Source organism: Pseudomonas imperatae (assembly GCF_057128625.1).
Window position 1 is genome coordinate 1 of sequence record NZ_JBSKHP010000034.1, and the last position, 19,161, is coordinate 19,161.

General features: G+C 63.8%; 20 protein-coding genes. 15 read left to right on the forward strand and 5 right to left on the reverse strand.

Going from position 1 to position 19,161, the window contains the following annotated elements; translation table 11 throughout:
* The first annotated feature begins 189 nt into the window (after positions 1–189).
* From ACWKWX_RS29045 to ACWKWX_RS29065, 5 genes are all read left to right on the forward strand, one after another.
* On the forward strand, positions 190–1,248 hold the full coding sequence (locus tag ACWKWX_RS29045) for a PA0069 family radical SAM protein (RefSeq protein ID WP_416421711.1): 1,059 nt from the start codon (positions 190–192) through the stop codon (positions 1,246–1,248).
* 155 nt (positions 1,249–1,403) lie between these two features.
* Complete coding sequence (locus ACWKWX_RS29050; RefSeq protein WP_483829555.1) at positions 1,404–1,730, forward strand: type II toxin-antitoxin system RelE/ParE family toxin; 327 nt, start codon at positions 1,404–1,406, stop codon at positions 1,728–1,730.
* A gap of 9 nt (positions 1,731–1,739) precedes the next feature.
* The gene (locus tag ACWKWX_RS29055) at positions 1,740–2,027 is read left to right on the forward strand and encodes a helix-turn-helix domain-containing protein (protein WP_483829556.1); all 288 of its coding nucleotides are present in this window, start codon (positions 1,740–1,742) and stop codon (positions 2,025–2,027) included.
* 255 nt (positions 2,028–2,282) lie between these two features.
* The gene (locus ACWKWX_RS29060; RefSeq protein WP_416421712.1) at positions 2,283–3,002 is read left to right on the forward strand and encodes a carbonic anhydrase; all 720 of its coding nucleotides are present in this window, start codon (positions 2,283–2,285) and stop codon (positions 3,000–3,002) included.
* Positions 3,003–3,204: 202 nt separating this feature from the next.
* On the forward strand, positions 3,205–4,734 hold the full coding sequence (locus tag ACWKWX_RS29065; RefSeq protein ID WP_416421713.1) for a SulP family inorganic anion transporter: 1,530 nt from the start codon (positions 3,205–3,207) through the stop codon (positions 4,732–4,734).
* A gap of 42 nt (positions 4,735–4,776) precedes the next feature.
* Here the strand turns inward: ACWKWX_RS29065 and ACWKWX_RS29070 are convergent, their stop codons facing one another.
* Entirely contained in the window at positions 4,777–5,415 is a 639-nt protein-coding gene (locus tag ACWKWX_RS29070; protein ID WP_416421714.1) for a hypothetical protein, read from the reverse strand.
* A gap of 327 nt (positions 5,416–5,742) precedes the next feature.
* Between ACWKWX_RS29070 and coxB the strand changes: the two genes are divergently transcribed.
* The 4 genes from coxB to ACWKWX_RS29090 are packed head-to-tail and all read left to right on the forward strand — an operon-like array spanning position 5,743 to position 9,948.
* The gene (gene coxB / locus ACWKWX_RS29075) at positions 5,743–6,870 is read left to right on the forward strand and encodes a cytochrome c oxidase subunit II (RefSeq protein WP_416421715.1); all 1,128 of its coding nucleotides are present in this window, start codon (positions 5,743–5,745) and stop codon (positions 6,868–6,870) included.
* 34 nt (positions 6,871–6,904) lie between these two features.
* Positions 6,905–8,497, forward strand: coding sequence for a cytochrome c oxidase subunit I (ctaD, locus tag ACWKWX_RS29080; protein ID WP_483829557.1), 1,593 nt, complete (start codon positions 6,905–6,907; stop codon positions 8,495–8,497).
* Positions 8,494–9,027 (forward strand): cytochrome c oxidase assembly protein, encoded by a 534-nt coding sequence (locus ACWKWX_RS29085; RefSeq protein ID WP_416421717.1) that lies wholly within the window; start codon positions 8,494–8,496, stop codon positions 9,025–9,027. Before ctaD ends, ACWKWX_RS29085 begins: the two co-directional genes overlap by 4 nt.
* 33 nt (positions 9,028–9,060) lie before the next feature.
* Entirely contained in the window at positions 9,061–9,948 is an 888-nt protein-coding gene (locus tag ACWKWX_RS29090) for a cytochrome c oxidase subunit 3 (protein WP_416421718.1), read from the forward strand.
* Positions 9,949–9,954: 6 nt separating this feature from the next.
* On the opposite strand, the gene ACWKWX_RS29095 is transcribed toward ACWKWX_RS29090, so the two are convergent.
* Positions 9,955–10,158 (reverse strand): twin transmembrane helix small protein, encoded by a 204-nt coding sequence (locus tag ACWKWX_RS29095; protein WP_416421719.1) that lies wholly within the window; start codon positions 10,156–10,158, stop codon positions 9,955–9,957.
* Between the two features lie 25 nt (positions 10,159–10,183).
* On the opposite strand from ACWKWX_RS29095, the gene ACWKWX_RS29100 reads away from it, so the two are divergent.
* Genes ACWKWX_RS29100 through ACWKWX_RS29120 form a run of 5 tightly spaced genes read left to right on the forward strand, consistent with a single transcriptional unit; the run spans position 10,184 to position 14,100 of the window.
* A complete protein-coding gene (locus ACWKWX_RS29100) occupies positions 10,184–10,939 on the forward strand; it encodes an SURF1 family protein (RefSeq protein ID WP_483829558.1) in 756 nt (251 codons plus the stop codon).
* Positions 10,905–11,498, forward strand: a complete 594-nt coding sequence (locus ACWKWX_RS29105) for a hypothetical protein (RefSeq protein WP_416421721.1) — start codon at positions 10,905–10,907, stop codon at positions 11,496–11,498. The genes ACWKWX_RS29100 and ACWKWX_RS29105 overlap by 35 nt, the downstream gene beginning before the upstream one ends.
* 9 nt (positions 11,499–11,507) lie before the next feature.
* Positions 11,508–12,557: a COX15/CtaA family protein gene (locus tag ACWKWX_RS29110; RefSeq protein WP_483829559.1), complete on the forward strand. Its 1,050-nt coding sequence runs from the start codon at positions 11,508–11,510 to the stop codon at positions 12,555–12,557.
* 17 nt (positions 12,558–12,574) lie between these two features.
* Complete coding sequence (cyoE, locus tag ACWKWX_RS29115) at positions 12,575–13,471, forward strand: heme o synthase (protein ID WP_473005004.1); 897 nt, start codon at positions 12,575–12,577, stop codon at positions 13,469–13,471.
* Positions 13,468–14,100 (forward strand): SCO family protein, encoded by a 633-nt coding sequence (locus ACWKWX_RS29120; protein WP_416421724.1) that lies wholly within the window; start codon positions 13,468–13,470, stop codon positions 14,098–14,100. Before cyoE ends, ACWKWX_RS29120 begins: the two co-directional genes overlap by 4 nt.
* 85 nt (positions 14,101–14,185) lie before the next feature.
* Here ACWKWX_RS29120 and ACWKWX_RS29125 read toward each other — a convergent pair whose 3' ends face one another.
* The 3 genes from ACWKWX_RS29125 to ACWKWX_RS29135 are packed head-to-tail and all read right to left on the reverse strand — an operon-like array spanning position 14,186 to position 16,698.
* The gene (locus ACWKWX_RS29125) at positions 14,186–14,959 is read right to left on the reverse strand and encodes a MetQ/NlpA family ABC transporter substrate-binding protein (protein WP_483829560.1); all 774 of its coding nucleotides are present in this window, start codon (positions 14,957–14,959) and stop codon (positions 14,186–14,188) included.
* Between the two features lie 60 nt (positions 14,960–15,019).
* Positions 15,020–15,691: a methionine ABC transporter permease gene (locus tag ACWKWX_RS29130; RefSeq protein ID WP_483829561.1), complete on the reverse strand. Its 672-nt coding sequence runs from the start codon at positions 15,689–15,691 to the stop codon at positions 15,020–15,022.
* Complete coding sequence (locus ACWKWX_RS29135; RefSeq protein WP_416421727.1) at positions 15,691–16,698, reverse strand: methionine ABC transporter ATP-binding protein; 1,008 nt, start codon at positions 16,696–16,698, stop codon at positions 15,691–15,693. Before ACWKWX_RS29135 ends, ACWKWX_RS29130 begins: the two co-directional genes overlap by 1 nt.
* 258 nt (positions 16,699–16,956) lie before the next feature.
* Here ACWKWX_RS29135 and katE point away from each other — a divergent pair, with 258 nt between their 5' ends.
* On the forward strand, positions 16,957–19,095 hold the full coding sequence (gene katE / locus ACWKWX_RS29140) for a catalase HPII (protein ID WP_483829562.1): 2,139 nt from the start codon (positions 16,957–16,959) through the stop codon (positions 19,093–19,095).
* The last annotated feature ends 66 nt before the right edge of the window (positions 19,096–19,161 follow it).

The window sequence follows — 19,161 nt, forward strand, 5'->3', positions numbered from 1 at the left end:
GCTCCTACCACGAATAGTGTAGGAGCCGACTTTAGTCGCGATGCAGACGACGCCATTTCAAGACAGTTGCTGCTACAGACACCGTAGCAGCGGCCGCAGGCCGCGTCCCCGACGCCGCCAGACTACCGGCCCTATCCAAACCCCCGGGTCTCGATGTACTGTATATAAATACAGCCCGGAGGCCCGTCCATGTCCACGCCCCTGCCCCCACGCGGCCGCGGCACCGCCGCCAACCCGCACAACCGCTTCGCCGCCCACCGCTCGGTGGCCGAGGACGACGGCTGGTATCAGGAAGTGCCTGTCACCCAGGGCACCGAAGTGCGCATCGAGACGGCCAAGAGCATCATCACCCGCAACAGCTCCCCCGACCTGCCCTTCGACCGCACCATCAACCCCTACCGCGGTTGCGAGCACGGCTGCATCTACTGCTATGCCCGCCCCAGCCATGCCTACTGGGACATGTCCCCCGGCCTGGACTTCGAAACCAAGCTGATCGCCAAGACCAACGCCGCGGCGCTGCTGGAACAGCAGCTGTCCAAGCGCGGCTATAAGGTGGCGCCGATCAACCTGGGCTCCAACACCGACCCCTACCAGCCCATCGAGCGCGAGCACAAGCTGACCCGCGCCGTGCTGGAGGTGCTACTGCGCTACCGCCACCCTGTCACCATCGTCACCAAGGGCTCGCTGATACTGCGCGACCTGGATCTGCTCAGCGAACTGGCGAAGCTCAATCTGGTGTCGGTAATGATCAGCCTCACCACCCTCGACGACGAACTCAAGCGCACCCTGGAACCCCGCGCCGCCGCGCCCAAGGCGCGCCTGCGGGCCATTCGCGTGATGCGCGACGCTGGCATCCCGGTGGGCGTGCTGTGCTCGCCGATGATCCCCATGATCAACGACATGGAGCTGGAAAGCCTGCTGCGCGAGGCCAAGGCCGCCGGCGCCCTGACCGCCAGCTACATCATGGTGCGCCTGCCGCTGGAGGTGGCCCCGCTGTTCGAGGAATGGCTGCAGCAACACTACCCCCAGCGCGCCGAGCATGTGTTGAGCCTGATCCGCCAGAGCCGCGGCGGCGAACTGTACGACAGCCGCTTCGGCGCACGCTTTCGCGGCGAGGGGGTGTTCGCCGACTTGCTGGAGCAGCGCTTCAGGGCAGGTATCAAGCGCCATGGGCTGGAGCGGCGCGAGGGGTATGCGCTGGATTGCACGGCGTTTTGCCCGCCGGGGGGGCAGATGTCGTTGTTGTGAAGTTGTAACTGGGGGGGAATGTCGGATACCCGCCAAGGCTGCTAACCGCTAGGGTCCGCCCCTATCAAGACTTGAGTGCCATCGCGTGTTTCCAGTGAAACGTGGACGGTATATCAATACTGATATAACATTCACTTCGTGGTAAAGGGTACCCAATGTCGTTTCGACGGATCGAGTTTGTAGCAGGTAGCAGAGATGAGTTGTTGGCCTTCCCTCCAGCCGTTAGAAGAAATGCCGGGTATCAGTTGGAAAGGCTGCAATCGGGGCGGCCACCGTTCGATTGGAAGCCAATGAGTACGATTGGTCCAGGCGTTCAAGAAGTTCGGATCAGTGGCGAGGATGGGACTTACCGAGTGTTTTACGTCTTGAATCGACCCGAAGCAATTTACGTGCTGCATGCGTTCAAGAAAACCAGCCAAAAGACACCCGCGCGTGTGATTGATCTCGCACGCCACCGGTTCAAGTCGCTGATTGCAAATTGAGGAGGCCAAATGAAAAATGAAATCTACTCCAGCGTTTGGGACGCGCTGAGTGACACACCTGAGGAGGCGCAGAATCTGCGCGTGCGCTCCAAGCTGATGATGGCTATCACTGATCAGGTGCAGGGCTGGAATGTCGGGCAAAAGGAAGCTGCCAGCCGGCTGCATATCTCACAACCGAGGCTCAATGACCTTCTGAAGGGAAAAATCGACAAATTTTCGGTCGATGCCCTGCTGAACATGCTCGGCGGCGCCCAGTTAGAGATCGATATTCAGGTGCGAGCGCGTGCTGTCGCTTAGCCCTTGCTATGAATGGTGGGCTCTGTGAGGCGCGCGCCATTTTGTTTTGCCATCACTTCGTAGCTTCCTGAAACACTTCAAACCCCCGCCCCAGAGCCCTCCATTCAGGTTGAATTAAGATTTCATCTCTACCTTGAATCCCACGTGACCCAATAGTCACTAAGCTGCATCAAACGCCTTGCATAGTTTCTTCTTGTAGGACGTTTTACCCCGTAAAATGGGAAAAATCCTTTAACCGACTCACGAGGACGAATCATGACCGACAAGGACTCTTCCCTGAACGAGCCGGCCGTCGAGGCTGAATCTGCGGAAGCTGCGTTGAAGACCATCGTCGATGGCTTCCTGCATTTTCATCACGAAGTGTTTCCGCAGCAGGAAGAACTGTTCAAGAAGCTCGCCACGGCCCAGACCCCCAGGGCGATGTTCATTACCTGCGCAGACTCGCGGATCGTGCCTGAGCTGATTACCCACAGCTCGCCGGGTGACCTGTTCGTGACCCGCAACGTGGGCAACGTGGTGCCGCCGTACGGGCAGATGAACGGTGGTGTTTCCACCGCCATCGAATACGCCGTGATGGCGTTGGGCGTGCACCACATCATCGTGTGCGGGCACTCGGACTGCGGCGCCATGCGCGCCGTGCTCAACCCGCACACGCTGGAAAAGATGCCGACGGTGAAGGCCTGGCTGCGTCACGCCGAGGTGGCCAAGACCGTGGTGCACGATAACTGCAACTGCGCCACCGAAGCCGAAAGCATGCAGGTACTGACCGAAGAGAACGTCATTGCCCAGCTGCAACACCTGCGCACCCACCCCTCGGTGGCCTCGCGCATGGCCGCCGGCCAGTTGTTCATTCATGGCTGGATCTACAGCATCGAGACCAGCGAAATCAAAGCCTACGATGCTGAGCGTGACTGCTTCGTCCCTCTGGACGGCTCCCTGCCGACACCGAGCGCAACGCCCAAAGGGCGCTTCTAAACGCTCGACCTTGCGATAAACGAGGCCTGAACGACGGCGTACTTCGGTACGCCGTCCGCCCCGTTGCCGTTATCGAAAACCATGTGTGTGCCAGCCGGCCCTGCCAGACCGGTTGCGGGCAGCTGCACGCCCGAAAAAAGCCACAGGGTTTTCGACAGCGGCCATGGAATGGGTCCCAGGCACTATTTTCAGGAGAAACGTCATGAACATGACACAGTTGAAGGCGGTATTGCCGCGAGAGTTATTGGCGTCGGTGGTGGTGTTCCTGGTGGCGCTGCCACTGTGCATGGGCATCGCCATCGCGTCCGGCATGCCGCCAGCGAAAGGGTTGATCACCGGCATCATCGGTGGCGTGGTGGTGGGTTTCCTGGCGGGCTCGCCCCTGCAGGTCAGCGGGCCGGCAGCGGGCCTGGCGGTGTTGGTGTTCGAACTGGTGCGCCAGCACGGCATGGCCATGCTGGGCCCGATCCTGTTGCTGGCGGGTTTCCTGCAGCTGCTGGCCGGGCGCTTCAAGCTGGGCTGCTGGTTTCGGGTGACGGCGCCGGCGGTGGTATACGGCATGCTTGCGGGTATCGGCGTGTTGATCGTGTTGTCCCAGGTGCACGTGATGCTCGACCGCACGCCGCAGCCGTCCGGCATGCATAACCTGCTGGGCTTCCCCGGGGCGGTGGCCGAGGCGCTGCCGGTCATGGGCGGCGGCCTGGGCTGGCAGGCTGGCCTGCTGGGGCTGGGCACCATCGCCATCATGTTCGCCTGGGAAAAGCTGCGGCCCCAGCGCCTGCGCTTCGTGCCGGGGGCGTTGCTGGGTGTTGGCGTGGCCACCGGCGTGAGCCTGTGGCTGGGCATGGCGGTGAAGCGCGTGGAGGTGCCAGCCAACCTGGCCGAGGCCATCGACTGGTTGCGCCCTGCGGACCTGATGAGCCTGGCCGACCCTACCCTGCTGGTGGCCGCGTTCGCCGTGGCGTTTATCGCCAGCGCCGAGACCTTGCTGTCGGCAGCGGCCGTAGACCGCATGCACAACGGCGTGCGCTCGGATTTTGACCGCGAATTGTCCGCCCAAGGCGTGGGCAACATGCTCTGCGGCATCGTCGGCGCGCTGCCCATGACCGGGGTGATCGTGCGCAGCTCGGCCAACGTCCAGGCGGGTGCGCAGACGCGGCTGTCGGCAGTGTTGCATGGCGTGTGGCTGCTGGCGTTCGTGGTGGCGCTGTCCAGCGTGCTGCAAAGCATTCCGGTGGCCAGCCTGGCGGGCGTGCTGGTGTATACCGGCTTCAAGCTGGTGGACCTCAAGGCGCTGCGCAGCCTGGGCCGCTATGGGCGGATGCCGATGTTCATCTACGGCGCGACGGCCTTGGCGATCATCTTCACCGACCTGCTGACCGGCGTGTTGCTGGGCTTTGCCCTGACCTTGCTGATGCTGGCGCTGAAGGCAGCGCGGTTGAAGATCAACCTGGTGCCGCGCGGCGACGGTGAACTTGAACTGCGCCTGACCGGCGCCGCCACCTTTCTCAAGGTGCCGGCGCTGACCCAGGTGCTCGATACCATTCCAGCGGGTAGCGTGGTGCATGTGCCGCTGGGTGGGCTGCGCTACATCGACCATTCCTGCCTGGAACTGCTGGAGGACTGGGGGCGGGCGAACCGCGCCAGTGGCTCGCGGTTGATCATCGAAAGCCGCGGGCTGAAGCGCAGGATCGAGGGGCAGATGCGTACCAGTGCTGGCGTCAACGCCTGACCCAGCCCCGTAGCAGCGGCCGCAAGGCCGCGTCATGGGGCCTTAATTCAGATCCAGCTCCAGCCCGAACTGCCGCGACAGGCACGGCCACTGGCTCCAGGCCTCGCCGGTTTCCTTGGCCGACAGCTTGTCGCGGTACTGCTCTACCGACTCCAGCGCGAAGCTTTCGTCGTTGAGCATGTTGTCCACCGAATGGTGCACCACCTCGTCCAGCTGGTTGGCAAACGCCTCGCCGATCAGCTGGTGGGCGATCAGGTTGGCCACGGTGGTGTCCAGCGGAATCAGCGGCTGCTGGAAGTGCTTGATGTACAGGTCGTTCACCTCTTCCACCAGGCGGTGCGCCAGGTAGGCTTCATCCAGCAGGCAGTCCAGGCCTTCGTGTCCGTTCAATTCCTTTGGCGGCTGGATGAAGTAATGTTCGGCGATTTTCAGCACCGGTTTGATCTGCGACTCGATGCCGGCCTTGACCGCGACATCGTTTGCGGCGTCGAGCATGTCAGGGACCTGGTCGATGTAGGCCTTGACGAACCGGGTCAGCACGCCCTGGCGATCAGCTTCGGGAAGCTGGATGGCGGGGTGCAGGTGGGGAAGCTGTTTTTCCAGTTGCTGGGTCAGATGGCCGGTGTCGGCCTCGTGTTGATGGGCACGTTGGATCTGCTCGCGCAATGCGGCGGTGTTCATGAAGACTCCAGGAAGGAACGATTTCAAACGGAAGACCTAGGGTAGCTGGGTTCTGACGCCGCCTAAGACGCATTTGTCATAATTATTTAACCTTTATATGGAACGGCTATAACGGCCTGTGGTCACCTGCTAGGAAATTTTCATTTCCGGCCTTTCATTGCACCCCTAGGGGTGCTGTCTATACTCGCCTTAGTAACGCGTTGCCTGATGCCCGACTGCAAGCGCAGCAAGGCCCCGGCCGTTGAAGTTCGTAGTCTTGACCGCCGCTCCCTTAGCCGTGGGCTTGCAAAGCCTGGGGTAGAACAAGAACGATAAGGGGAACCCGCGATGATGCGACATCCACATGTCTGGATGGGCCTAGCGCTGTGGTCGACATTCACACCTGCCCACGCTGCCTGGACCACCAACATGGCCCCCGGCGTGACGTACATCAGCAACCAGGTCTTCGACCTGCACATGACCATCTTCTGGATCTGCGTGGTCATCGGCATCGTGGTGTTCGGCGTGATGTTCTGGTCGATGGTCATCCACCGCCGCTCCACCGGCCAGGTCGCCGCGCATTTCCACGAAAGCACCAAGGTGGAAATCCTCTGGACCGTCATACCGCTGGTCATCCTCGTGGTCATGGCGATTCCGGCCACCCGCACCCTCATCCGCATGTACGACACCAGCGAGCCCGACCTGGACATCCAGATCACCGGCTACCAGTGGAAGTGGCACTACAAGTACCTGGGCCAGGACGTGGAATTCTTCAGCAACCTGGCCACGCCCCAGGAGCAGATCCACAACCAGGCGCCCAAGGACGAGCACTACCTGCTGGAAGTGGACAACCCGCTGGTGCTGCCGGTGGGCAAGAAGATCCGCTTCCTGGTCACCGGCGCCGACGTCATCCATTCCTGGTGGGTGCCGGCCTTCGCGGTAAAGCGCGACGCCATCCCCGGCTTCATCAACGAGGCCTGGACGCGCATCGACAAGCCGGGCATCTACCGCGGCCAGTGCAGCGAACTGTGCGGCAAGGACCATGGCTTCATGCCCATCGTGGTGGAAGCCAAGACCCAGGCCGACTTCGATACCTGGATGGGCGAGCGCAAGGCCGAGGCGGCCAAGCTGAAAGAGCTGACCAGCAAGGAATGGACCCTGCAGGAACTGGTGGAACGTGGCGACAAGGTCTACCACACCACCTGCGTCGCCTGTCACCAGGCCGAGGGCCAGGGCCTGCCGCCGATGTTCCCGTCGCTCAAGGGATCGCCTATCGCCACCGGGCCGAAGGAAGGCCACCTCAACCGGGTGTACTTCGGCAAGCCGGGCACCGCCATGGCTGCCTTCGGCAAGCAGCTCTCGGAAGTGGATATCGCCGCCGTGGTGACCTACGAGCGCAACGCCTGGGGCAACAACAAGGGTGACATGGTCACGCCCCAGGACGTGCTGGCATTGAAACAGGCCCAAGCCAAATGAACCGGGCAAGCGTGCTTGCCCAGGGAGACAGGACATGAGTGCAGTGATCGATGATCATGGCCACGCCGGGGCCGACCACGCCCACGGCCCGGCCAAGGGCCTGATGCGCTGGGTGCTGACCACCAACCACAAGGACATCGGTACCCTGTACCTGTGGTTTAGCTTCTGCATGTTCCTGCTCGGTGGTTCGTTCGCCATGGTCATCCGCGCCGAGCTGTTCCAGCCTGGCCTGCAGATCGTGGAGCCGGCATTCTTCAACCAGATGACCACCATGCACGGCCTGGTGATGGTGTTCGGCGCGGTGATGCCAGCGTTCGTCGGCCTGGCCAACTGGATGATCCCGCTAATGATCGGTGCGCCGGACATGGCCCTGCCGCGCATGAATAACTTCAGTTTCTGGCTGCTGCCGGCGGCCTTCCTGCTGCTGGTGTCAACCCTGTTCACGCCTGGCGGCGGCCCCAACTTCGGCTGGACCTTCTATGCGCCGCTGTCCACCACCTATGCGCCGGCCAGCGTGACCTTCTTCATCTTCGCCATCCACCTGATGGGCATCAGCTCGATCATGGGCGCCATCAACATCATTGCCACCATCCTCAACCTGCGCGCCCCCGGCATGACCCTGATGAAAATGCCGCTGTTCGTGTGGACCTGGCTGATCACGGCGTTCCTGCTGATCGCGGTGATGCCGGTGCTGGCCGGGTGCGTGACCATGATGCTGATGGATATCCACTTCGGCACCAGCTTTTTCAGCGCCGCTGGTGGCGGCGACCCGGTGCTGTTCCAGCACGTGTTCTGGTTCTTCGGCCACCCCGAGGTCTACATCATGATCCTGCCGGCCTTTGGCGCCATCAGCTCGATCATCCCGGCGTTCTCGCGCAAGCCGCTGTTCGGCTACACCTCCATGGTCTACGCCACGGCCAGCATCGCCTTCCTGTCATTCCTGGTGTGGGCGCACCACATGTTCGTGGTGGGCATCCCGCTGGTGGGCGAACTGTTCTTCATGTACGCCACCATGCTGATCGCCGTGCCCACCGGGGTGAAGGTGTTCAACTGGGTGAGCACCATGTGGCAGGGCTCGCTGACCTTCGAGACCCCCATGCTGTTCGCCGTGGCCTTCGTGATCCTGTTCACCATCGGCGGTTTTTCCGGGCTGATGCTGGCCATCGCACCGGCCGACTTCCAGTACCAGGACACCTACTTCGTAGTAGCGCACTTCCACTACGTGCTGGTGCCCGGGGCCATCTTCGGGATTTTTGCCTCGGCGTATTACTGGCTGCCGAAGTGGACCGGGCACATGTATGACGAAACCCTGGGCAAGCTGCACTTCTGGCTGTCGTTCATCGGCATGAACATGGCCTTCTTCCCCATGCACTTCGTGGGGCTGGCCGGCATGCCGCGGCGGGTGCCGGACTACAACCTGCAGTTCGCCAACTTCAACATGGTCTCGTCCATCGGCGCGTTCACCTTTGGCGCCACGCAGATCTTCTTCCTGTTCATCGTGATCAAGACCATCCGCGGCGGCCCCCCTGCCCCGGCCAAACCCTGGGATGGCGCCGAGGGCCTGGAATGGACCATTCCATCGCCTGCCCCCTACCACACCTTCACCACGCCGCCGGAGGTGAAATGAACACCCGCCGCCTGGTGCCACGGCTGTTGCTGGTGGTGGCGCTGATGTTCGCCTTCGGCTTCGCCCTGGTGCCGCTGTACGACGTGATGTGCAAGGCGTTCGGCATCAACGGCAAGACCGCCGGGCAGTACGAGGGCAGCCAGGTGGTGGACGCCACGCGCGAGGTGCGCGTGCAGTTCCTGCCCACCAACAACGCCGACATGGTCTGGGAGTTCTACTCCATGGCGCCGGAGGTGACCGTGCACCCCGGGGCGGTCACGCAGATGCTGTTCGTGGCGCGCAACCCCACCGACCATGCCATGAGCGCCCAAGCGGTGCCCAGCATCGCGCCTTCCGAGGCGGCGCAGTATTTCCACAAGACCGAGTGCTTCTGTTTTACCCAGCAGGTACTGGACCCCGGCGAGCGTATCGAGATGCCGGTGCGGTTCATTGTCGATCGTGACCTGCCCAAGGACATCAAGCACCTGACGCTGGCCTACACGCTCTTCGACATCACCGCCCGCCACCCGCCCATCAAGACCGGCAGCTAAGGGCGGGCACCTGCAACAACGGAGACCACGCACATGGCAACCCACGAGCACTATTACGTCCCGGCGCAGAGCAAGTGGCCGATCATTGCCACGGTGGGCCTGTTCACCACGGTGTTCGGCCTGGGCACCTGGTTCAACGACCTGAAGGCGGCGCACCAGCATTCCCACGGGCCGTGGATCTTTTTCGTCGGCGCGCTGATCATCGCCTACATGATGTTCGGCTGGTTTGGCGCGGTCATCAAGGAGAGCCGCGCCGGGCTCTACAGCCCGCAGCTGGACCGCTCGTTCCGCTGGGGCATGTCGTGGTTCATCTTTTCCGAGGTGATGTTCTTCGTGGCGTTCTTCGGCGCGCTGTTCTACGTGCGCAACATCGCAGGCCCGGCGTTGGGGGGCGAAGGCCCCAAGGGCATCGCCCACATGCTGTGGCCCAACTTCCAGTTCGCCTGGCCACTGCTGCACACCCCCGACCCCAAGCTGTTCCCGCCGCCCAAGGCGGTGATCGACCCCTGGCACCTGCCGCTGATCAACACCGTGCTGCTGGTCAGCTCCAGCGTCACCGTGACCATTGCCCACCACGCGCTGAAACGCGGGCACCGCGGCCCGCTGAAGCTGTGGCTGGGGGCGACCATCTTACTGGGGGTGAGCTTCCTGTTCCTGCAGGCCCATGAATACGTCGAGGCTTACCAGGAACTGGGCCTGACCCTGGGTTCGGGGATCTACGGCGCGACATTCTTCATGCTTACCGGTTTCCACGGCGCCCACGTGACCATGGGCACGTTGATTCTGACGGTGATGCTGATCCGCATCCTGCGCGGGCATTTCGATGCCGAGCACCAGTTCGGCTTCGAGGCGGCCAGCTGGTACTGGCACTTCGTCGACGTGGTGTGGGTGGGGCTGTTTATCTTCGTGTACGTGCTGTAGCGGCGGCTACCAGGGCGCCTGGGACGTGAGCTGGCCGCTGTAGAAGCCCCACGCCACCAGGCCGATGGTCAGCGCCGCCAGGATCACGCGTATGGTCAGCGCCTTGACCAGGCGGTTGGAGTGGCCCTCGTCCTTGACCAGAAAGAACAGGCCGCTGAACAGGCTGGCCACCGTGGCCAGCAACATCAGCACGATCGCGGCTTTGAGCATGGCGGCACTCCACAGGGGGCAGGCGATGAATTCAAGTATAGCGAGGCGCTTTCGCCCAGGCCTGTGGCCCACCCTGGTGGTGCTGGCGCTGCTGCCGGCGCTGGTCAGCCTGGGCTTCTGGCAGCTGGGGCGTGCCGAGGAAAAACGCCAGCTGCTGGCGCTGGATGCCGAGCACCGGTTGGCGGAGCCCGTGACCAGCACGCAGTTGGCGAGCCTGGATGCGCCGGCGTTTCGCCGGGTGCTGCTGCGCGGCCAGTTCGATGCCGATCACAGCCTGATCCTCGACAATCGCCAGCGCGACGGCCACGTCGGCGTGGAACTGCTGCAGCCGTTCCACGACCAGGCCAGCGGCCTGTGGCTGCTGGTCAACCGCGGCTGGCTGCCCTGGCAGGACCGCCGCACCCCGCCGCATTTCGACACCCCCGCCCAGGTGCTGAACCTGGAGGCCTGGGTGTACGTGCCGCCGGGCGCCACCTATCAACTGAGCGCCGACCCCATCAATCAACCCTGGCCCCGGCTGGTGACCGCACTGGCCCCCGGCAAACTGTGGGCCGAGCTGGGGCGCGAGGGTTATGACCATGAGCTGCGCCTGACGCCCGGGCCGGCCACCTACCAGCTGGGCTGGCCGGTGGTGGCGCTGGGGCCCGAGCAGCATATCGGCTACGCCGTGCAGTGGTTCGCCATGTCCCTGACCCTGGCGGGGCTGTACCTGTACTTCGGCTTCCATAATAAAAAGGAGAAACGCCATGGGCGCGGCCATGAATCCACCCGAGCTGTCTGAGGCCAAGGTAAGGCCCTCGCGCCGCAGCGGGCGCCTGCAGCTGCTGCTGATTTTCATCGTCACCGTCGGCCCCATGGTGCTGGCGACCTTCATGTACAAGCTCGACTTCTGGGTGCCCCAGGGCCGCAGCTACCATGGCGAGCTGATCGCCAACGGCCAGGGCCGCGCCGACCTGGGCGTGCCGGCCGATGAGAAACGCTGGCAGCTGCTGGTGACCAGCCCGGGTGCCTGCGCCGCCGATTGCCAGCAGCTGGTGTACCTGGCGCGGCAGATTCAGATCGGCCTGGGCCGTGACGCCTCGCGCGCCAGCCATGCCCTTGCCGCGCCGCAGCCGCAGAGCGCCGACTACGAAGCCCTGCTGGCCCGCGACTACCCACGCTTGCAGCGCTACCCGCTGGCGCTGGACAAGTACACCGCGCTGGTCGACGGCAAGCCTGGGCCGTACCTGTGGATCATCGACCCGCACGGCAACCTGGTGCTGCGCTACGGCGCCCAGGTCAACGGCAAGGACCTGCTCGACGACCTGCGCCAACTGCTGAAACTGTCCAATATCGGTTAGGAGTCGACCATGGTCCGACCAGGCTTTCGTCTTGCGCTGCTCGCCACCGCCCTGGCCCTGGTGGTGGTGCTGCTGGGCGCCTACACCCGCCTCACCCATGCCGGGCTGGGCTGCCCGGACTGGCCGGGCTGCTACGGCTTCATCGCCGTGCCCAGCTCCGATGCGCAACTGGCCCACGCCCAGGCGCGCTTCCCGGAACACCCGGTGGAAGCGGAAAAAGGCTGGAGCGAGATGGTGCACCGCTACTGTGCCGGCAGCCTGGCGCTGCTGGTGGGGTTGCTGGCCATCCAGGCCTGGCGCCGTCACGGCAGCGACGGCCAGCCTTACCGGCTGCCGCTGGCCCTGCTGGGAGTGATCGTGGCGCAGGCGGCGTTCGGCATGTGGACGGTGACGTTGAAGCTGTGGCCGCAGGTGGTTACTTCACACCTGCTGGGCGGCTTCGCCACCTTGAGCCTGTTGTTGCTGCTCAGCCTGCGGCTGTCGGGTGCTTTCGCCCCGCTGCCGGCGGTGTCGCCACGGCTGCGGCGCTGGGCGTTGCTGGGCTTGAGCCTGGTGATCGGGCAGATCGCCCTGGGCGGCTGGGTCAGCTCCAACTACGCGGCCATGGCCTGCACCGACTTTCCGCTGTGCCAAGGGCAATGGCTGCCCGACGCCGACTTCGCCAACGGCTTCCACCTGGCCCAGCACATCGGCCCCAATTACCTGGGTGGCCACCTGGACAGCGAGGCACGCACCGCCATCCACCTCACCCACCGGGCGGGCGCCTGCGTGTTGAGCCTGGTGTTGCTGGGCCTGGCCTGGCGGCTGCGGGTCGAAGGGCTGGGCCGACTGTCGGTCGGCGTGCTGGCGGCCTTGGCCTTGCAGGTGGGGCTGGGCATCAGCAACGTGGTGTTGCATTTGCCCCTGGCCGTGGCAGTGGCCCATAACGCAGGTGGGGCCATACTGTTGATGACGCTGATTGTTGTGAATTACCGCCTGCGCTGGGTCACCGTGCCGCGCGCCGTGGCCCAGCGTCGGGCATGGCGCCCGCATCTGCCGGTGACCTGGCCGGGTAAATGACATTCGAGGAGAAGCCAATGAGTACGGCAACGGGCGAGCATGCCCAGGCCGGCTGGCGTGACTACCTGGAGCTGACCAAGCCGCGGGTAGTGGTGCTGATGCTGATGACGTCGCTGGTCGGCATGTTCCTGGCCACGCGCAGCGGGGTGCCATGGACGGTGCTGATTTTCGGCAACCTGGGCATTGCCCTGTGTGCCGGCGGTGCGGCGGTGATCAACCACGTGGTGGACCGGCGCATCGACGCGCTCATGGCCCGCACCCACAAGCGCCCCGTGGCCGAAGGCCGATTGGGGCCCACGGCGGCGCTGACGTTCGCTGCCGCGCTGGCGTTGGGCGGCATGGTGCTGTTGCTGGTGTTCACCAACCCCTTGTGCGCCTGGCTGACCCTGGCCTCCCTGCTGGGCTATGCGGTGATCTACACCGGCTTCCTCAAGCGCGCCACGCCGCAGAACATCGTCATCGGCGGCCTGGCTGGCGCGGCCCCGCCGATGCTGGGTTGGGTGGCCGTCACCGGGCACATGAGCGCCGAGCCGCTGCTGCTGGTGCTGATCATCTTCGCCTGGACCCCACCGCACTTCTGGGCCCTGGCCATTCACCGGCGCGATGAATACGCGCGGGCGGAAATCCCCATGCTGCCGGTGACCCACGGGGTGTACTACACCAAGGTGCACATCCTGCTGTACACCGGGCTGATGCTGGTGGCCACGCTGCTGCCCTACGTGATCCGCATGAGCGGCCTGCTCTACCTGCTGTGCGCCATTGGCCTGGGCGCGCGCTTCCTGCAATGGGCGGTGGTGCTGTACCGTGGCAGCAATCCGCACGCGGCCATGAGCCTGTTCAAGTACTCCATCTGGTACCTGTTGCTGTTGTTCATCGCCCTGCTCGTCGACCACTACCTGTTGCTGAGCCTATGACCCGAGTCCAGAAAACCGTTTTCATCCTCGCCGCCATCGTCGCGGTCATCATCGGCCTCACCGTGCACCGGGTGCTGCAAGACAACCGCGAAGGCGCCAACACCGGCTTCATCGACGCGGGCATTATCCTGCTGCCCGAGCACCGCAGTGTCCCATCGGTAACCATGACCGACCAGGACGGCCAGCCCGTGGCGCTGGATAACCTCAAGGGCAAGTGGAGCGTGCTGTTCTTCGGCTACACCTTCTGCCCGGACATCTGCCCCACTACCCTGGCGCAGCTGCGCCAGGTGAAAAGCGAACTGCCGCCGGCCGTGGCGGCGCGCCTGCAGGTGATCCTGGTGAGCGTCGACCCCAACCGCGACACGCCGCAGCAGCTCAAGCAGTACCTGGGTTATTTCGACAAGGATTTCCGCGGTTTCACTGGCGATGGCAGCGGCCTGCAGAAGCTGGCCAACGGCCTGAGCATTCCCTACATTCCGGCGGACACCAGCAAGCCCAACTACACCGTGGAGCACAGCGGCAACCTGGCGTTGCTGGGGCCGGATGGTACGCAGCGGGGCTTTATTCGCGCGCCGTTGAACGGCCAGAAGCTGGCGGCGCAGCTGCCGGCGCTGGTGCAGCGCGATTGAATATGCAGCGCCTGTGACGCGGCCTGCGGCCGCTGCTACGGGATTTCTTGTAGCAGCTGCCGCCAGGCGGCGTCAGGAGGGAGGCTTAGAACGCAGGCTGTACCGCGCCCTTGTACTTCTCGAGGATGAACGCTTTCAGCTCAGGGCTGTGCAGCGCTGCCGCCAGTTTTTGCATGGCAGGCGAATCCTTGTTGTCCGGACGGGCGACCAGGATGTTCACGTAAGGCGAGTCGTAGCCTTCGATGGCCAGGGCGTCCTTGGACGGGTCCAGCTTGGCTTCCAGCGCATAGTTGGTGTTGATCAGCGCCAGGTCGACCTGGGTCAGCACGCGCGGCAGGGTGGCGGCTTCCAGTTCGCGGATTTTCAGGTCCTTGCTGTTCTCGACGATGTCCTTGGGCGTGGACAGGATGTCGGTCGGGTTCTTCAGCTTGATCAGGCCCACTTTCTGCAGCAGCAACAGCGCACGACCGCCGTTGGTGGCGTCGTTGGGGATGACCACGTTGGCGCCGCCCGGCAGGTCGGCCAGTTTCTTCCATTTGCTGGAGTAGGCGCCCAGGGGCTCCAGGTGCACGCCGGTGACGGCCACAAGGTTGGTGCCCTTGCCCTTGTTGAACTCATCCAGGTACGGCTGGTGCTGGAAGAAGTTCGCGTCCAGGCGCTTCTCGGCGACCTGCACGTTGGGCTGGATGTAGTCGGTGAACACTTTCACGTTCAGGTCCACGCCTTCCTTGGCCAGTTGCGGCTTCACGAATTCGAGGATTTCGGCGTGGGGCACCGCGGTGGCGGCCACGTTCAGGGTGTCATTGGCGTGGGCCGACAGGGCGGCCACGGCGGCAAAGGCCGCCAGCAGTTTTTTCATTTTTCAGCTCCTTGCGAAGGCCTGGGCCCTCGGCGCCGCGGCAGGGCCGCGGCACATGATTCATTTACGGGAGAAGTGCACCACCAGCTTGTCGCCGATGGTCTGCAGTACCTGGACCAGCACCACCAGGATGACCACGGTGACAATCATCACGTCAGTCTGGAAACGCTGGTAGCCGAAGCGGATGGCCAGGTCGCCCAGGCCGCCGGCACCGACCACGCCGGCCATGGCAGTGTAGGAAACCAGTGTAATCGCTGTAACCGTCGTTGCCGCGATGATACCCGGCAGGGCCTCGGGCAGCAGCGCGTTCATGATGATCTGGCGCGGGGTGGCACCCATGGACTGGGTGGCCTCGATGATGCCGCGGTCCACCTCACGCAGGGCGGTTTCCACCAGGCGCGCGAAGAACGGCGTGGTGCCGATGACCAGCGGCGGGATCGCGCCGGCGACGCCCAGCGAGGTGCCGGTGATCAGCACGGTGACCGGGATCAGCACGATCAGCAGGATGATGAACGGCAGCGAGCGCAGCACGTTCACGCAGAATGCCAGCAGCGCGTAGATGCCCTTGTTCTCGAACAGTTGGCGCGGGCCGCAGATGAACAGCAGCACGCCCAGGGGCAGGCCCAGCAGCACGGTGAACACCAGCGAGGCGCCGAGCATGACCATGGTGTCGTTGCTGGCTTCGAGAATCTCGGACCAGTCGACGTTGGCGAAATAGTTGAGGAAGTCCATTAGCGCAGCACCTCCATATGAACGTCTGCAGAGGTGAAGCGGGCGAAGGCAGCGTCCATGTCGCCACCGGTGATGGCCAGGGTCAGCTGCCCGTAGGGCGTGTCTTTGATGCGGTCGATGCGGCCGGCGAGAATGCTGTAGTCCACGCCTGTCTCACGGGCCACGGTACCCAGCAGCGGCGCGTAGGTGGATTCGCCCTGGAAGGTCAGGCGCACGATGCGGCCTGGCACGTGGGCGAAGGTGTCGCGCTGCTCGTTCTCGTCGATCTGCTCGTCTTCCTGCACGAAGCGCTTGGTGGTCGGGTGCTGCGGGTGCAGGAACACCTTGGCCACCGGGCCTTGCTCGACGATGACGCCGGCGTCCATCACGGCCACCTGGTCGCAGACGCGGCGGATCACGTCCATCTCGTGGGTGATCAGCACGATGGTCAGCTTCAGCTCGCGGTTGATCTCCGCCAGCAGTTGCAGCACCGACGCCGTGGTTTGCGGGTCGAGGGCACTGGTGGCCTCGTCGCACAGCAGCACCTTGGGGTTGGTGGACAGCGCGCGGGCAATGCCCACGCGCTGCTTCTGGCCGCCAGACAGCTGCGCCGGATACTTCTTGGCGTGGTCGGACAGGCCGACGCGCTCCAGCAGCGCAGCAACGCGCTTGTTGATCTCGCTGGCCGGCAGCTCGCCCGCCAGGCGCAGTGGCAGCGCCACGTTGTCGGCGACGGTCTTGGAGGCCAGCAGGTTGAAGTGCTGGAAGATCATCCCGACCTGCTGGCGGAAGCGGCGCAGGCTGTTGGCATCGAACGCGGTGACGTCTTCACCGTCGACGATGATCCGGCCGCCGCTTGGCGCCTCCAGGCGGTTGATCAGGCGCAGCAGGGTACTTTTGCCGGCACCGGAATGGCCGATCAGGCCGAATACCTGCCCGTTTTCGACGCTCAGGTTGGTCGGGTGCAGGGCGGGGATTTCCCTACCGTTGACGCGGTAGGTCTTGTGGACATTTTGAAACTCGATCACGTAGCGAACCTTGTGGGGCGCATGGAATGGGGACAGCGTTTTCGCCGGTCGCGCATTTTAGCCTGTCCGTTTAGAGAGACTTAGCATTTATTTCCTGAACATCCTTTCATTTGGCGATAAGACGATGGAAGGCAGGCGAAATAAAAGGAACGGCGGCAAAACGGGCCAGTCACTAACTAGGTCATCCCTGCCCGTGACAGGGTTTTTCGCCTATGGATCGCCCGCAAAGGGCGGCTGCCGATGAGGAGTTTAGGACAGATGAAAAAGAACCCACCCCGTTCCGGTAAAAGCGAGGCAGCCGGTACCGACACCCCGGACCGCGCCAACACCAACGCCAAGCTCGACAGCCTGGAAACCTTCCGCTCCGACGCCACCGGGCAGGCCCTGCGCACCAACCAGGGGGTCAAGGTCAGCGACAACCAGAACACCCTGAAAGCCGGCGCCCGCGGCCCGTCGCTGCTGGAAGACTTCATCATGCGCGAGAAAATCACGCATTTTGACCACGAACGCATTCCCGAGCGCATCGTCCACGCCCGCGGTACTGGCGCCCATGGCTATTTCCAGAGCTATGGCAACCATGCCGAGTTGACCAAGGCCGGCTTCCTGCAGGACCCTGCGAAAATTACCCCGGTGTTCGTGCGCTTTTCCACCGTGCAGGGCCCTCGCGGTTCGGGCGACACGGTGCGTGACGTGCGTGGCTTTGCCGTCAAGTTCTACACCGATGAAGGCAATTTCGACCTGGTTGGCAACAACATGCCAGTGTTCTTCATTCAAGACGCGATCAAGTTCCCGGATTTCGTCCACGCGGTGAAACCCGAGCCGCACAACGAGATCCCCACCGGCGGCTCCGCCCACGACACCTTCTGGGACTTCGTCTCGCTGGTGCCGGAGTCGGCGCACATGGTGATCTGGACCATGTCCGACCGCGCCATTCCGAAAAGCCTACGCACCATGGAAGGCTTCGGCATTCATACCTTCCGGTTGATCAACGCCGAGGGCAAGGCCAGCTTCGTCAAGTTCCACTGGAAGCCCAAGGCCGGCGTGTGTTCGCTGGTATGGGACGAGGCGCAGAAGCTGGCGGGCAAGGACACCGACTTCCACCGCCGTGACCTGTGGGAAACCATCGAGATGGGCGACTACCCCGAGTGGGAGTTCGGCGTGCAGATCGTTGCCGAAGAAGACGAGCACAAGTTCGACTTCGACCTGCTCGACCCCACCAAGATCATCCCCGAAGAGCTGGTGCCGGTGACGCCGCTGGGCAAGATGGTGCTCAACCGCAACCCGGACAACTATTTCGCCGAGACCGAGCAGGTAGCCTTCTGCCCCGGCCACATCGTGCCGGGCATCGACTTCTCCAACGACCCGCTGCTGCAGGGCCGGCTGTTTTCCTACACCGACACGCAGATCAGCCGCCTGGGCGGGCCGAACTTCCACGAAATACCGATCAACCGTCCGGTGGCGCCGAACCACAGCAGCCAGCGTGATGCGCAGCACCGGGTGACCATCGACAAGGGGCGCGCCTCCTACGAGCCCAACTCCATTGACGGCGGTTGGCCGCGGGAAACCCCACCGGCGGCCCAGGACGGCGGCTTCGAGAGCTACCCCGAGCGCATCGAAGCGCACAAGGTGCGCCAGCGCAGCGAGTCGTTCGCCGACCACTTTTCCCAGGCGCGGCTGTTCTTCCATAGCCTGGGCAAGCCTGAGCAGGAGCACGTGATCGCTGCCTACAGTTTCGAGCTGGGCAAGGTGGAGCGTGAGTACATCCGCGCCCGCGAAGTAAACGAGATTCTCGCCAACATCGACCTCGACCTGGCCGCCCGCGTGGCTGCCAACCTAGGCCTGCCGGCGCCCAAGGCCGGCACGGTGCAGGTCCCCGAGCTGTCGCTCAAAGCCTCACCGGCGCTGAGCCAGCTGAACCTGCTGGCGGGCGATATCAAGGGCCGCAAGGTGGCCGTGCTGGTGGCCAATGGCGTCGATGGCGCGCAGGTGGCGGCGGTGAAGAAAGCGCTGGAAGCCGAAGGTGCCCACGCCAAGGTGCTGGGCCCGACTTCGGCACCGGTGACGACCGCCGATGGCAAGGCCTTGCCGGTGGATGCTTCGGCCGAAGGGCTGCCGTCGGTGGCGTTCGATGCGGTGTGGGTGCCGGGCGGCAAGGCTTCGGTGCAGGCGCTGAGCGGCGACGGCGTGGCCCTGCATTTCCTGCTGGAGGCCTACAAGCACCTGAAGGCGATCGGCGTGAACAGCGAGGCCAAGGCCATTATCGATGCGCTGAAGCTGGATGAGGATGCCGGGTTGCTGGTGGGGGATGACGCCAAGGCGCACAAGGCGTTCATTGCCGCCATTGCCAAGCACCGCGTCTGGGACCGCGAGCCAAAAGCCAAGGCAGTTCCTGCCTGACCCTGTAGCAGCTGCAATAATGTGGGAGCTGGCTTGCCAGCGACTTGTTGAGGCCTAAAGCTCGCT

What these genes read in the sequence shown, in the direction of transcription:
- ACWKWX_RS29130 (WP_483829561.1), bottom strand. Translation starts at nt 15,691, where the DNA reads ATGGACTTCCTCAACTATTTCGCCAACGTCGACTGGTCCGAGATTCTC.
- cyoE (WP_473005004.1), top strand. Translation starts at nt 12,575, where the DNA reads ATGAGTACGGCAACGGGCGAGCATGCCCAGGCCGGCTGGCGTGACTAC.
- katE (WP_483829562.1), top strand. Translation starts at nt 16,957, where the DNA reads ATGAAAAAGAACCCACCCCGTTCCGGTAAAAGCGAGGCAGCCGGTACC.
- ACWKWX_RS29085 (WP_416421717.1), top strand. Translation starts at nt 8,494, where the DNA reads ATGAACACCCGCCGCCTGGTGCCACGGCTGTTGCTGGTGGTGGCGCTG.
- ACWKWX_RS29060 (WP_416421712.1), top strand. Translation starts at nt 2,283, where the DNA reads ATGACCGACAAGGACTCTTCCCTGAACGAGCCGGCCGTCGAGGCTGAA.
- ACWKWX_RS29055 (WP_483829556.1), top strand. Translation starts at nt 1,740, where the DNA reads ATGAAAAATGAAATCTACTCCAGCGTTTGGGACGCGCTGAGTGACACA.
- ACWKWX_RS29095 (WP_416421719.1), bottom strand. Translation starts at nt 10,158, where the DNA reads ATGCTCAAAGCCGCGATCGTGCTGATGTTGCTGGCCACGGTGGCCAGC.
- ACWKWX_RS29120 (WP_416421724.1), top strand. Translation starts at nt 13,468, where the DNA reads ATGACCCGAGTCCAGAAAACCGTTTTCATCCTCGCCGCCATCGTCGCG.
- ACWKWX_RS29125 (WP_483829560.1), bottom strand. Translation starts at nt 14,959, where the DNA reads ATGAAAAAACTGCTGGCGGCCTTTGCCGCCGTGGCCGCCCTGTCGGCC.
- ACWKWX_RS29090 (WP_416421718.1), top strand. Translation starts at nt 9,061, where the DNA reads ATGGCAACCCACGAGCACTATTACGTCCCGGCGCAGAGCAAGTGGCCG.
- ctaD (WP_483829557.1), top strand. Translation starts at nt 6,905, where the DNA reads ATGAGTGCAGTGATCGATGATCATGGCCACGCCGGGGCCGACCACGCC.
- ACWKWX_RS29070 (WP_416421714.1), bottom strand. Translation starts at nt 5,415, where the DNA reads ATGAACACCGCCGCATTGCGCGAGCAGATCCAACGTGCCCATCAACAC.
- ACWKWX_RS29045 (WP_416421711.1), top strand. Translation starts at nt 190, where the DNA reads ATGTCCACGCCCCTGCCCCCACGCGGCCGCGGCACCGCCGCCAACCCG.
- coxB (WP_416421715.1), top strand. Translation starts at nt 5,743, where the DNA reads ATGATGCGACATCCACATGTCTGGATGGGCCTAGCGCTGTGGTCGACA.
- ACWKWX_RS29100 (WP_483829558.1), top strand. Translation starts at nt 10,184, where the DNA reads ATGAATTCAAGTATAGCGAGGCGCTTTCGCCCAGGCCTGTGGCCCACC.
- ACWKWX_RS29105 (WP_416421721.1), top strand. Translation starts at nt 10,905, where the DNA reads ATGGGCGCGGCCATGAATCCACCCGAGCTGTCTGAGGCCAAGGTAAGG.
- ACWKWX_RS29065 (WP_416421713.1), top strand. Translation starts at nt 3,205, where the DNA reads ATGAACATGACACAGTTGAAGGCGGTATTGCCGCGAGAGTTATTGGCG.
- ACWKWX_RS29050 (WP_483829555.1), top strand. Translation starts at nt 1,404, where the DNA reads ATGTCGTTTCGACGGATCGAGTTTGTAGCAGGTAGCAGAGATGAGTTG.
- ACWKWX_RS29110 (WP_483829559.1), top strand. Translation starts at nt 11,508, where the DNA reads ATGGTCCGACCAGGCTTTCGTCTTGCGCTGCTCGCCACCGCCCTGGCC.